We start from the raw sequence: 13,275 nt of genomic DNA, 5'->3' as shown, positions 1-13,275 counted from the left end.
ATCAATCAAAAGCAATCGCCCCGCCCTGCACTAGGCTCCTCCATAGTCTCAGCATGAGCCGAGACACGATGTTGAATTTTAAAACATCAATTTCTATGGAGGAAATCATGGCATCGATGATGAAAGCCGCTGTTGCACGCGAATTCGGCAAGCCGCTGACCATTGAGGAAATGCCGATCCCCGAACCCGGTCCTGGCCAGATTTTGGTCAAGTATGCGGCGACCGGCGTTTGCCATACCGACCTGCACGCCATCAGCGGCGATTGGCCGGTCAAGCCCAATCCGCCTTTCATTCCCGGCCACGAAGGCGTCGGCTTTGTCGCAAAGCTTGGTGCGGGCGTCACCCGGATCAAGGAAGGCGACCGGATTGGCGTTCCGTGGCTGCATACCGCCTGCGGCTGCTGCAATCCCTGCCGCACCGGCTGGGAAACGCTCTGCGGCAGCCAGCAGAATACCGGCTATTCGGTCAACGGCACCTTTGCCCAATACGGACTTGCCGATCCCGATTATGTTGGCCGCCTGCCTGACAACCTGGAATTCGGCGCCGCCGCGCCCATTCTCTGCGCAGGGGTCACCGTCTATAAGGGCCTCAAAGAAACCGAAGTGCGACCCGGCGAATGGGTGGTGATTTCGGGCATTGGCGGGCTTGGCCACATGGCTGTGCAATATGCCAAGGCCATGGGCATGCATGTCGTTGCCGCCGATATTTTCGATGACAAGCTGGCACTGGCCAAGAAGCTGGGCGCCGATGTGGTCGTCAATGGTCGTGCAGCCGACGCTATCGAGCAGGTGCAAAAGGCCACCGGTGGCGTTCATGGCGCGCTGGTGACAGCCGTTTCCCCGAAAGCGATGGAACAGGCCTATGGATTCTTGCGCTCCAAGGGCACGATGGCGCTGGTCGGTCTGCCGCCGGGCTTCATCTCGCTGCCCGTATTTGAAACCGTGCTAAAACGCATCACCGTGCGTGGCTCGATTGTCGGCACCCGGCAGGATCTTGAGGAATCGCTGCAATTTGCCGGTGAAGGCAAAGTTGCCGCTCATTTCTCCTGGGACAAGCTGGAAAATATCAATGCGATTTTTGATCGCATGCGCGAAGGCAAGATCGACGGACGGATCGTGCTCGATCTGGCCGCCTGAAAATAACCAGATCCGTGCGCCGGTAAGGCGCACGGATCTCATGGATGAAGCAGAGCAAATTATTTTGCCATAAACGCTAAGTGAGGCGGCAAGATACTGGAATAGCGTGCAAAAACAGCTATCTTCATCGCGATGCAATAATCCATGGTGAATGCCGATGCTGTCGTCCGAGACCAATGCCGCCACCGATCGTATTTTTGTCTTTCAGGGTGGGGGGGCGTTGGGTGCTTACCAGGCTGGTGCTTATGAGGCCCTTCACGCCCATGATGTCGATCCGGATTGGCTGGCTGGCATTTCCATCGGATCGATCAATTCGGCGCTGATTGCCGGCAGTCCCAGGGAAAAGCGGGTGGAAAACCTGCGCGCCTTCTGGGACATGGTATCTTCGCAGCTGAATTTCAACCTTGGCGATCAGGACACCGCCGCACGACGCACCACCAACGATCTTTCAGCGCTAACCGGCATGATGTTTGGCATTCCCGGTTTCTTTTCGCCGCGCTTGCCCACGCCACAGCAAGTGTTGCTCAATCCCGATTACCGCGTCAGCGTCTATGACACCGAACCGCTGATAAAGACGCTGAACAATCTGATCGATTTCAAATTGCTGAATGACGGCACGACACGGCTCAGCCTCGGTGCCGTGGACGTTCTCTCCGGCAATTTCGCCTATTTCGACAATCGTCACACTAGGCTCGATGCCCGCCATATCGCCGCCTCCGGCGCGCTGCCGCCCGGTTTTCCGCCGGTTGAAATCGATGGCCGGTTTTATTGGGATGGCGGCCTGGTGTCGAATACACCCTTGCAGCATGTGCTGGAAACCAATGAAAGCCAGCGGGATCTCGACATTTTCCAGGTCGATCTGTTCAGCGCGCGCGGCGACATGCCAAAGGATCAGTTCGAGGTGGAAAGCCGCACCAAGGAAATCCGTTTTTCCAGCCGAACCCGAATGAATACCGATGAATTCGCCCGCAAGCAGGTGATCCGCCGGGCCGCGAAACGCCTGTTGGACAAGCTGCCGCCGGAATTTCGCGATGACGAGGATGCCAAGCTGCTGCGCTCGATTGGCCAGGAATATGACGTGACCATCGTTCACCTCATTCACCGGCGTGCCGCCCACGCCACCCACTCGATGGACTATGAATTTTCGCGCGCCTCCATAAACGAACATTGGCAGGCAGGCTACGACGACGCCACCTATACACTGAAACATCCGAAATGGCGCAACCGCGGCCGCCCGAGAGATGGCATCCAGATCTTCGATTTGAGCCGCGAACGGCGCCGTCGTATCGGCTCGTGACCTATCGGCTCTGCTGGATTATGCTGCGTTCATATCCATACGTTTTTGAGGATAAAGCGTGACAGCGAAGATCAGCCTGAAAAACGTGGCGCTGGACGCTGGCGTCTCGATCAGCACCGCCTCGCATGCGTTAAACGGCACCGCGCCGCTGACGGCAGAGGTGCGCGACCGGGTGATCGCGTCCGCCCAACGGCTGGGCTATCTGGAAAAACGGCGCAACAAGGCGACCATTGCCACGCTGCGCTGCATTCTTCTAGCGGTTGCTGGTGACGCGGCCCCGCAAAGCGACCTCAATCTGGTCAGTTGGACCGTGATGAATGGGCTACGCGAGGAATGCGAGCGTCGGGCGATCCGCATCGTCCCTTGCGTCACCCCGGGCAACCGGATCGACGCCGCTGAGGTAAAGCGGATTGCCGTTGCCGAAAAAGTCGATGGCATCGTCATCATCAATGACGACCGACCGGAATTTATCCGCGCGCTGGCGCAATTGGCGATACCATCTGTGATCATCAATGGCGAAGATCCGTCGATGCGCATCGATACGGTCACCGCAGGCAATCGGTTCGGCGCGCGCCAGGCCATCGAGCATCTGCTGGCGCTTGGCCACCGTCGCATTCTGCATGTGACATGGCCGGGCCGCACCACCATCCGCCGCCGTTACGACGGGTATGTCGATGCCTTTCTGGCCGCCGGGCTGCAAGCCCCTATCGACATGGTGGTCGAGGCTGAGAGCTATGAGCCAGCCGAAGGTGAAAGGGTGTTGCGCGAATTATTGACCCGTGATCCATCGCTGAAGCAGGCCACCGCGATTTTTTGCGCCGCCGATAATCTGGCGCTCGGCTGTCTGAAGACCTTGCGCAAGGCAGGCATCAAGGTTCCCGAAGACATATCCGTGCTGGGCTGCGATGACATCCTGCCCGGCGAATTCAGCACTCCGCCGCTCTCGACCATTCAACTGCCCAGTGCCCGGCTTGGCGCTGCGGCTCTCAGCCTCATCGAGCAGCGGCTGGTTTCCATCGATCCGCTGCGCCCGGCCCATCGGCTGGAACTGGGATGCCGCCTGATCCTGCGCGGCAGCATCGCACCGCCACGCTGTTAATAACGTTCAGGCGCTTATTTCATCCCCGTCCCGGCAATGCCTGTGGTGATGTATTTTTGCAGGAACAGGAAGACCAGCGTCACTGGCATCAGGCTGAGGAAGGTCATGGCGAGGATGTAATTCCACTGCACCGAAAACTCGCCCTGAAAGGCATTGAGTCCGACTTGAAGGGTGAAATTCTCACGGCTGCTGAGCACGATTAGCGGCCAGAGAAAATCGTTCCAGCGCCATAGAACCGAGAAAATCGCCAGCACCGCGAGCGCAGGCGCGGTCAATGGCAGGACGATCCGCCAGAAGATCCTGAATTCACTGGCCGCATCCACCCTTGCCGCTTCGATCAACTCGTCGGGAATGGTCAGCATATATTGCCTGAGAAGAAAGACCCCAGTCGGCGAGGCAATGGTCGGGATGATGACGCCCCAGAGATTATCCACCAACCCAACCCCGACAATGACCAGATAGGCAGGTACCATGACAACGGTCAGCGGGATCATCAAGGTTGAGATGATCAGCACGAACACCGCCTTGTCGCCCCGAAACCGGTATTTCGACAGGGCAAAGGCCGCCAAGGCATTGACGATCAAGGTGAGAGCCGTCGCCACAACGGTGACGAAGACCGAGTTCTTGAGGAATGTCAGGAAGGCAAACCGGGTTAAAGGGTCCGTGTAGTTTTCCGTGGCAATCGTCAGGCTCTGGACCGGCGTGATCGTGCGGGTATCGACGCTGACCGGGGTTTGCGGGTTTTCGGGATCGACCATCTGCGCCTTCAGGCCGATGCGCCGCACCATGGCCATCTGCCTGTTCGTACCATCCATGCTGACCTGCCAGAGGCTAAGCGGCTTGTCATAGCCCTTGACCGTCACCTCCACAGCGTCTCGCGGCAGAAGCGTCGGTGGAAAACGGGTGATTTCGGCAGCCGGTTTCATCGAGGACAGACCCGCCCAGACCACCGGCACCAGCACAGCCAATGTGCCGAGGATCAGCCAGAGCCAGGCCAGCACATCGGTCACGCCAATGCGACCTTGGCGGCGGGTGCGGGTCAGGAAGGTTACGGGATTGAGGCTCATATCACTGCTCCATTTTCTTGGAGAGGCCAAGTTGCAGCAGGGTCAGCACCAGCAGCACACAGCCCATCAGGGTTGCCGCCGCCGAGGCGAGACCAAACAGCCGAAGATCGCTGCCGAACGCCATCTGGTAGATATATTGCACGATGAAACTGTTGGCCGTGCCCGGCCCCCCGCCATTGGTCAGCACCCAGGCCTCATCGAAAATCTGCACGGAACGGATCATCAACAGGATCAGCACCACCAGCAGGTTGGGCGCCAAGAGCGGCAGGGTGATACGAAACAACACCCGGCGCGGTGTCGCCGCATCGATAGCCGCCGCCTCATAGAGGTCTTTGGGAATGGCCTGCAATCCCGCCAGCAGGATCAGCGTGTAGAAGCCCATATGAAACCAGACGGAGACCACGACGACGAAAAACCGTGACCAGCCGACCTCCAGCAGGAAGATCTCTGGCGGCACGCCAAGCATTTGCAGAAAGGCGTTGAGCAAGCCGTTGCGGTCCAGGAACCATTTCCAGATCAAGCCGATCACCACAGGTGACAGCAACACCGGATAAAAGAATATCGCCCGGAAAAACCCACGCGCCACCATGGCGCGGTTGAGGATCAGCGCCGTGATCAGCGATACCAGCAAGGTCGCCACAACGTTGAAGCCGACAAACCAGAGCGTGTTCCAGATCGCAGTCCAGAACAGTGATTCCGTGCAACTCCCCGGCTGCATATAATCGCCGCAGGTCAGCAATTGGCGGAAATTGTCGAGCCCGACATAGGGACGCTCGGAAACGAACAGATTGGTGCCGCCGGTAAAGGCATAGCCGATGGAAATGGCAATCGGCAAAAAGGTAAAAATGCCAAACAGCACCAGATTGGGTGCCAGGAAAAAATAGGGCATGCGCTTGCGGCCAAACAGCCGTTCCAGCCCGTTTAGCGGCGCTTCCACCACCAGCATGACGCGGTTCAGCGCGCGGTCAGCGATATCGGCAAACTGGCTCATGCGGCAAGGCCTCCGCTGACCTGTTGGCGGCGTCGGGTCAGCGTCAGACCCGAGACAGGATCGAACACATGCACCGTGCCAGCCAAGGGCGCGACCGCCAAGCGGCTATCCTCCGGGGCTACGAAATGGCCGGGCTGATGCAAAATGACCTGTTCTTCCTGCCCTTCCATCCGGCCATAGAGATAGGTTTCTGTGCCAAGGCTTTCGCAATAGCCGACAATGAACGGCAGGCCACCCGTCTCGACGCGCTGAAAATGCGCCGGGCGAATGCCGACCATGACCTCCTGGCCCGGCTTTGCCGCCGTCTCATCAACAGAAGCGGTCAGTTGCTGTGGATAGCCGACATCAATCAGCGCCTCACCCTTCTGAAAACCGGCGATCCGGCCTTTCAACATGTTCATCCGGGGCGAACCAAGGAAGCCCGCCACGAACAGGTTGCAAGGATTGTTAAACAGATCGAGCGGCGTTCCCACCTGCTCGACCCGGCCCCCTTTCAACACGACGATCTTGTCGGCCATCGTCATGGCTTCCACCTGGTCGTGGGTCACGTAGATCATCGTCGTCTTGATGTCGCGGTGCAGGCGGGTAATTTCCGCCCGTGTCTGGACCCGCAGGGCCGCATCCAGATTGGAGAGTGGCTCATCGAACAGGAAAATTTCCGGTTCGCGCACAATCGCCCGGCCAATCGCCACACGCTGACGCTGACCGCCCGAAAGCTGGCGCGGCTTGCGGTCCAGATAAGGCTCGATCGCCAGCATCCTTGCCGCTTCGGCGATCCGCGCCTCGATTTCGGCCCGTTTGAATTTCAGGTTTTCCAGCCCGAAGGTCAGGTTCTTGCGCACGCTCATATGCGGATAAAGCGCATAGGACTGGAACACCATGGCGATCTTGCGCTCGGCGGGCGACAGCTGAGAGACGTCGCGACCATCGATGTTGATCGCACCTTTCGTCACATCCTCCAACCCGGCGATGATCCGCAGCAGGGTGGATTTTCCGCAGCCCGACGGACCGACGAAGACGACGAATTCGCCGTCCTCGATGGTCAGGTCTATGTCATGCAGCACCTTCACCGCGCCGTAGGACTTGTTGAGATCCTTGAGTGTCAACGCTCCCATATCATCCTCCCAGATGCATTAATTTTGGTGCTGAACGAGATCCAGACGGTTCCACCCATCCGGCAGGGGCTGCGGCCTGTCGATGACGAGATCGTCTACGGTCAGCCCTTCCACCCCGCTGGCAAACACGCCCGGCATTCCGTCCGGATAGTCGATGAGCCCGACGATGCGTCCGTCCGCACCGCGCGTCCAGGCATTGGCCCGGCCATGAGCTTCCGGCGACGGTGCGAGATCGGCATTGGTTGGGCGCATATCATAGCGCAACGCGGTGCCAAGCACCCCGGGCTGTTGGGCCAGATGCACCCGCCGCAAGGCGACATCGTGAATACCGGCACCGGCCATGGAGACAAGGTTGACCGTCCCTTCCATCCGCCCGGTGACATCCTCGACAACCAATCCCCGCACCGCACCCGCCGGGTGCTCCGGCACCCGGTCCACCACCGTCACCGTCAGTGCCTCGCCGGAGCCCCAGAACCCGTCCGGCGTCTCCCGGCAATCCAGGGTGATGCGGGAGAACCTGACATCGGAGACCTTGCCGCCATCGCGGGAAAAAATCCCCAGCCCCCGGTTGGATTGCTCGACACGGCAATCCTCGAACACCACGCGGGAGAAGTCCCCGAAGCTTTCGGTCCCTAGCTTCAGCGCGCAGCTCTGGCTGGAGACGGTGCAGCGGCGCACCAGCACATCTTCGCAGGTGCCGATGGCCTTGCCATCCGGCCCGACGCTGGTTTTCAGGCAGATCCCGTCATCGGCGGTAGAGATCGTGCAGTCTTCGATCAGCACCCGGCGGCAGGCGTCAAGCACGATGCCATCGGTATTGGGCAGGCGGCAATTGTTGCGGATCGCCACATTGGCAAGGCTGACATCCTCACAATTGACGAAATGCAGCGTCCACATCGGCGAATTTTCGACTTGAACATTGTCGAGACGCACGCCACGGCAACCCTCCAGCACCAAAACACGCGGACGAAACTCCGCCGGAATAAACACGCCGACGCTGACATCGTCACCGGCAATGAACGCATCGCCGCTGGCGTCGATGCAGCCCGGCCCTGTCAGCGCGATAGTGTCCGCGCCGCGCGCCACCAGCATGGCCCGGTTGGATTTTTCGGCAATGACCGAGACGATATTGTCGCCATAGGCCTGATAATCCGGCACAGGCCGCAATACGGCTCCCTCCCCCAGATGCAGCTCGACACCGGAGCGCAGCGTCAGCCCACCAACCTGATGCAATCCAGCGGCAAGCGAAACCCTGCCGCCGCCAGAGGCAGACACATGGTCCATTGCCGCCTGAATGGCTTGCGTGCGGTCGCCGTGCTGATGATCGATGACAATGTCCAGCGTCTGGGTCATACGGTTTTCTCCGATGACATTGCCACATCGGTCAGCAGCAGCAGAGCCAGCGCCTGACCGTAAGGGGTCGGCAGGTTGGGAATACGACGGTAGAAATCCAGATCATGCCCCATCGGCGTACCATCCGAGACGCCTAACACCACGCCCTCATCATCGATATGGCGCAGCACGGCACCCAGCGCCCTATCGGCATGGAGTTTATCCGCCACCGGCAGAATGCCCGCCTCAATGCCGCGCAGGATGCCATAGGCAATCCCGGCGGTGGCCGAGGTTTCCAGCGGCGAGGTCGGATCATCCAGCAGCGTGTGGAACATGCCGTCCTCGCGTTGAAAGGCCTTCAGCGAGCGCAACTGGCTTTTCAGCACATTGGCCAGAAAGCGGCGGTCTTTTTCGTCTATATCAGGCACCAGAAAGAACAGTTCCGGGATCGCCACAGTAATCCAGGCATTGCCACGCGCCCAGAAGGCACGGGCGAAGTTGTGACGACCGACAAAGGTCCAGCCGTGATACCAGAGGCCTGAGACCGGGTCCGAGAGATAACGGGCATGGATCATGAACTGGTAGACGGCCTCGTCGATCCAGTCCTTGCGGCCAAAATGAACACCGGCTTGCGCCAGAAACAACCCAGCCATGAACAGGGTATCATCCCAAAGCTCGCCCTCGTTCAAGCGTTCCTTGACCACATGCTGAAAACCACCATCCTCGGTTTTCGGCAGGCTTTTTACCAGCCATTCGGCCCAATCCTCCACCAGTGCATTAAAATCGGGCCGGTCCACATGACCGATCAGGATGGCAAGCGGCAGCATTGGTGCCGTGCTGTTGATCTGGCGCGGCGGCAGGCCGCGACCGATCTGCATGGCATACCAATCAACGAGATCATTGATAGCTTTCCTGTCTCCGCTGGCGATGGCGCGGCGCAGGAAGCCGTAGAGACCAACGCCCACTTCCCAATCCCATTCGTCAAACTGAATACCGCTTGCGCTGCCTTCCCCGCTCAAGCCCTCCTTGATGCCCTTGAGGCGGCTGAATGCCACCGCCACCTTGTCGATTGTCTGTTGAAGGGCCGGATGGCCGGTCTCTGCCTGATGCATGGTCTGATCCATCTACTGATAGAGAGGGGTGGTTTCACCCCGGTCCGGATGGGCGCTGTCATAGGTCAGCACCGGTTGTGGCTGTTCATGGCCGAACGGCAGCGGACGTGTCCCGAGCCGAAAATCGCCGTCATAGGATAAAAACAGTGCCTCATGGCCCGGCGGACGAACCCGAAGAGTTCTCGCTAGCGGGTCAAAGTCGATGCTGGTTGCTCGTGCCTTTTCACAGAAAATCTCGAAAGCCGGCGCGTCCCCGGCTCCGACAATGGCCACCCAGCCCGAAATCGGAGCCAACGCCCGCAGTTCGCGGCCCGCTGTCGCGCCTGCGTCCATCGGTTCCAGGCCGTGGCTGTTGTAAAGGGCGGCAAACCCTTGTCCCGAGCGCGCAAACACCCAGTTCTCCTCAGCGATCACCTCGTCCAGACCGTCTATGCCCAAATAGGCGTGGGTGAACGGCAGGCGCCCGCCTTGCGTATCGGCAATCAGCAGGGCGGTATCGCGATATTGCGCGACGCGGGGCAGGATGCCGCTTCCCGCCCAATAGGAAGGACGCTGCGATCCCCACGGATCGTCTTCGCCGGGATGGTTGATCCAGAGCCGCGCCATCGGATGGCCAGCCAGCCTGATATCCAGCACATGCTGCTGATGGCCTTTGCGTCCGGTCTTGTGATCAACCACCGTCGAAAGCTGCGAGGCGTGGGTCTTGAACACCACAAGCTTGCCGCTTTCCAGCCCCTGCGCATACCGCGCCTCGATGTTTCGTCCGTGCTTCAGCCTCGCCAGTGGAGCCAGATCCTCCGGCGGCTGATAATGGCTGGCGCAGAACATGGGCAGCGAGGCAACGCCGCCATTCAGCCAGCCCTCTCCAAACGCCACCCAGGCAAAAGGGGCGAGTTCCGTCAGCGGCCCGGCCCGCAATTCCTTATCATAGGCGCGGCCCTGTGATCCCGCAGGCACGCCCGCCAGTGTATGCAGGGCGATCATCCGGAAAATCAGGTCCAGCTGGTGGCGAGCACGGGTGGCGATGTCAGGTTCCGCCCAATGGTCCAGCGCCAGCAGGCCAATGAAATCAATCGGGTAATAGGCGGCGGAATTCCATTCGGCCAATCCATGCGCCTCGACGCTGTCAAACCAGCGATGCAGCCGCTGACGAGCCAGCGCCGCCTGCTGTTCACCCGTGCGACCAGACGCGAAAAACACCGAATCCGGCATCAACTGACCGGCCAGGAGCTGGCTGGTGTGGAAGCAGAGAACATGGTTCTCACTCCAGAACCACATCGTGTCATTGCCCGGCTCATCGACCCAATAGCGATAGTTGAGCACCGATTGGCGCACCCGTTCGCGCTGGTCCAGCGTTAGAACATCAGGGTAAGCGCCGAGCAGCCACAGCAGCGACACAAGAATGAAATCCGAACAATCCTCCCGCCGGTCGATAGAGGCAAGTGTATCGCTCAATAGCTTTTCCTGCACCGCGTCATCCACCTGCCCGCAGGTCGCCATGGCCAGCACCCGGCCGATGCGCGGCGCACCGTGCCGGGCCGAGTAGGCAAGCGCCTGCTGTTTGCGCTCCCCCAGGCTATCCCGCGAAATCTCCGGCTGTACGCGGGTGAGGAAAGCAGCATCAATCACCCGGCTCGCCACACTGGCGCCCTCGCCCATGCGCAGCCGCACACCGTGATAACCATCGGCAATCCCAAGCGTTTCCGGTACGGCAAGGGTTCTATCCCCGGCGCGCAACACCACCTGCGCCTTTGCCAGCACGGCACGCTCATGACCATGGCTGTAGACGGTGATCTCCACCGGAACATCGGTCTGCGGCGCCTCATCGAACAGCAATTCCAGTGGTTGACCGCAAAACACATCGCGAGCAGGACGCACGCTGCGCATCAGCCGTTCCAGCCGGGCAACTGTCGCCCCATCCAGAACCGCTGGCAGACGCACGGCGATCGGCTCTGCATCCGTCACTTCCAGCTCGACAAACCAGACCGTGTCGCGTTCCGCCAGGTCTTCGGTGTGAACCAGAATGTCATTATCGCCCTCGGTCAGTTGCAGTGTGACATCCGACATGGATTCGAAATTGCGCCGGAACGGCTCGAAGCGAACCTGCTCCACGCCATTCACCCAGATCCGCACCCCACCGCAGGTCTTCAGCCGCAGCGAAAGGCTTCTCGCCGACGCCGCCCGGAACGTGCCGCGCAGCCAGCGGCGCACATGGGTTGGAACATGCCAGAAATGGGTGAATTCCACCCGCCGATTGGCGCCCGGCAGATTGAGGTGATCAGGCTCCCAGTCGCACTCCGGCGCCAGATCGCGCCCGACCATCGTCGCCCAGAACGCCTTGCGGCAAGGCAGATCGCCAACATCGACGAACCCGTTGATGAAACGGTAATCGACGCGGTCCTCGGCGGGCGCTGCAATACCTGCAAACACACTGGCAGCAAGCGGCGAGACCAGCCAGGACGTGATCGTCTCCCCGGTAAGCACCTCGTAAACCGGGTCTATTGCTGCTGACGCGAAATGATCGCTCATAGCTCGCCTCCCTGCGATCATGAAAATATTTTTTACTCGGTCGAATTTCGATAAAAAAATCAGAGATCACCGAATTTTCGCCAACGAAACAGCTTGACGACACGTTTGTCAAGTCGCAAAAAGAGGGCGGAGGAGCGTGACATTGAGGATTGTCGCGCCAATTATGAAAATATTTTTACGGGAGGGAATCATGTCGAAAATTCTGTCAGGCGTCAGTGCCATCGTCTTGTCGGCGTTTGCGCTCAGCCATCCGGCCTTTGCCGAAACCAAGACCATCACCTTTCTGTTCACCGATGACGATCAGTCCTATGTCGAGCATATGGCGGCGCTGAGTAAGCAGTTCGAAGCTGCTCATCCTGACGTGAAGGTCAATTTCGTGTCCTCAGGCTATGATGCCGTTGCCAAACAATTGCCGGTGCAATTGGCTGTCGGCGAAGGCCCTGATCTGGCCAAGATCACCGATTGGCAATTGGCACCCTTCTTTCTCGACATGCGGCCTTATATGAAGGACCCGGACGGTTACGCGAAACTGCATGGCGAAAGCCTCAACCAATTGCGCCTGCCCGGTGTCAACGACCCGCAATCGATCAATGGCTATGTCGCCTCGCAGACGCTGAACCTGCCCTTCGTCAACAAGACATTGTTCGAGCAGGCGGAAGAGCCGCTGCCCGGCCCGAAAGCAACGCTGAAGGACATTGTCGAGGCTTCCGCCCGCGTGGCCAAAAAGACCGGCGTACAGATCCCCTTCACCATGGACCGTTCCGGCCACCGGTTTTCCGGCGCGGCCTTTTCCTATGGCTCGTCCTATGTGAAGGACGGAAAGTTCAGCTTTCCCGACGAGGCCGCCAAGACATATATTGCCGATCTCTACAACTGGACGAAGGATGGCAGCTTTCCCAAGGAAATGTGGGGCGCTGCTGGCGGTTCGCAATACAAAAACATGGGCGACGAATTCGTCAACGGCAATGTCGTGACCTATCTGGCCGGCAACTGGATGGTCAATCCGTTCCAGAAGAAGATCGGCGACGCCTTCGAATGGACGGCAATCAACGCGCCCTGCGGCACCGCTGGCTGCTATGCCATGCCGGGAGCCACCGCCATCGCCGGTTTCAAACGCACAAAATACCCGGAGGCCGTGGCCCAGTTCATCGAATTTCTCGGCTCAGAGAAAGTCCAGCGCGAGATTGCCGAAAACTACGTGATCCTGACGGGCGCGGAGATCGACAAGCCGCAATACAAGCTGACCGACGACAATGCCAAGGCGTCCATGGCCGTCTTCAACGACAACGAAAAGAACGTGCCGCAGGAAGCACGGATCTTTGAAAAGAAAAAGGGCGGCTCGGCGCTTTACCAGCAAATCGTCCAGCGCATGAGCCAGTTGATCGTCGGCGAATTGACGCTGCAACAGACCTATGACGCCCTGGCAGCCGATATCGACAAGATCAATGTGGCAACGGCGACGAAGTAAGCCATTAGGCGCGACACAGTTTAAAGGCCGTCCAGCAATCTGGGCGGTCCTCTTTTGGAATGGCTACTCTTCCCTTGCAAGCGCCGAAATTTGGCCGCACACCATGTCCAAAACATTACGTAGATATCG

The 13,275-nt window shown here is 59.3% G+C and carries 10 protein-coding genes; 4 read left to right on the top strand and 6 right to left on the bottom strand.

Annotated features, from left to right (window positions below):
• Positions 1-107 precede the first annotated feature (107 nt).
• From adhP to G6L01_RS21430, 3 genes are all read left to right on the top strand, one after another.
• A complete protein-coding gene (adhP, locus tag G6L01_RS21440) occupies positions 108-1,136 on the top strand; it encodes an alcohol dehydrogenase AdhP (RefSeq protein WP_070165611.1) in 1,029 nt (342 codons plus the stop codon).
• 157 nt (positions 1,137-1,293) lie between these two features.
• Positions 1,294-2,433 carry a DUF3734 domain-containing protein gene (locus G6L01_RS21435; RefSeq protein ID WP_070165753.1) on the top strand — a complete coding sequence of 380 codons (1,140 nt, stop codon included), beginning with the start codon at positions 1,294-1,296 and terminating at the stop codon, positions 2,431-2,433.
• Positions 2,434-2,491: 58 nt separating this feature from the next.
• A complete protein-coding gene (locus G6L01_RS21430) occupies positions 2,492-3,532 on the top strand; it encodes a LacI family DNA-binding transcriptional regulator (RefSeq protein ID WP_070165609.1) in 1,041 nt (346 codons plus the stop codon).
• 14 nt (positions 3,533-3,546) lie between these two features.
• Here G6L01_RS21430 and G6L01_RS21425 read toward each other — a convergent pair whose 3' ends face one another.
• From G6L01_RS21425 to G6L01_RS21400, 6 genes are read right to left on the bottom strand one after another with little or no spacing between them, the layout of a single operon-like run.
• A complete protein-coding gene (locus G6L01_RS21425) occupies positions 3,547-4,599 on the bottom strand; it encodes a carbohydrate ABC transporter permease (protein ID WP_070165607.1) in 1,053 nt (350 codons plus the stop codon).
• Between the two features lies 1 nt (position 4,600).
• Positions 4,601-5,590 (bottom strand): carbohydrate ABC transporter permease, encoded by a 990-nt coding sequence (locus G6L01_RS21420; protein WP_070165604.1) that lies wholly within the window; start codon positions 5,588-5,590, stop codon positions 4,601-4,603.
• Entirely contained in the window at positions 5,587-6,705 is a 1,119-nt protein-coding gene (locus G6L01_RS21415; RefSeq protein ID WP_070165602.1) for an ABC transporter ATP-binding protein, read from the bottom strand. Before G6L01_RS21415 ends, G6L01_RS21420 begins: the two co-directional genes overlap by 4 nt.
• An 18-nt stretch (positions 6,706-6,723) precedes the next feature.
• A complete protein-coding gene (pglB, locus tag G6L01_RS21410; protein WP_070165600.1) occupies positions 6,724-8,058 on the bottom strand; it encodes a polygalacturonase PglB in 1,335 nt (444 codons plus the stop codon).
• Positions 8,055-9,149 carry a beta-galactosidase BglB gene (bglB, locus tag G6L01_RS21405; RefSeq protein ID WP_070165751.1) on the bottom strand — a complete coding sequence of 365 codons (1,095 nt, stop codon included), beginning with the start codon at positions 9,147-9,149 and terminating at the stop codon, positions 8,055-8,057. Before bglB ends, pglB begins: the two co-directional genes overlap by 4 nt.
• 12 nt (positions 9,150-9,161) lie before the next feature.
• Positions 9,162-11,678, bottom strand: a complete 2,517-nt coding sequence (locus G6L01_RS21400; RefSeq protein ID WP_070165598.1) for a hypothetical protein — start codon at positions 11,676-11,678, stop codon at positions 9,162-9,164.
• A 190-nt stretch (positions 11,679-11,868) separates the two neighbouring features.
• Between G6L01_RS21400 and G6L01_RS21395 the strand changes: the two genes are divergently transcribed.
• Positions 11,869-13,146, top strand: coding sequence for an ABC transporter substrate-binding protein (locus G6L01_RS21395; protein ID WP_070165596.1), 1,278 nt, complete (start codon positions 11,869-11,871; stop codon positions 13,144-13,146).
• Positions 13,147-13,275: the final 129 nt, after the last annotated feature.

This window comes from Agrobacterium vitis (assembly GCF_013337045.2).
Classification (GTDB): domain Bacteria; phylum Pseudomonadota; class Alphaproteobacteria; order Rhizobiales; family Rhizobiaceae; genus Allorhizobium; species Allorhizobium vitis_B.
The sequence above is the reverse complement of the archived record's forward strand: the minus strand, read 5'-3'. Positions and strand labels throughout refer to the sequence as shown.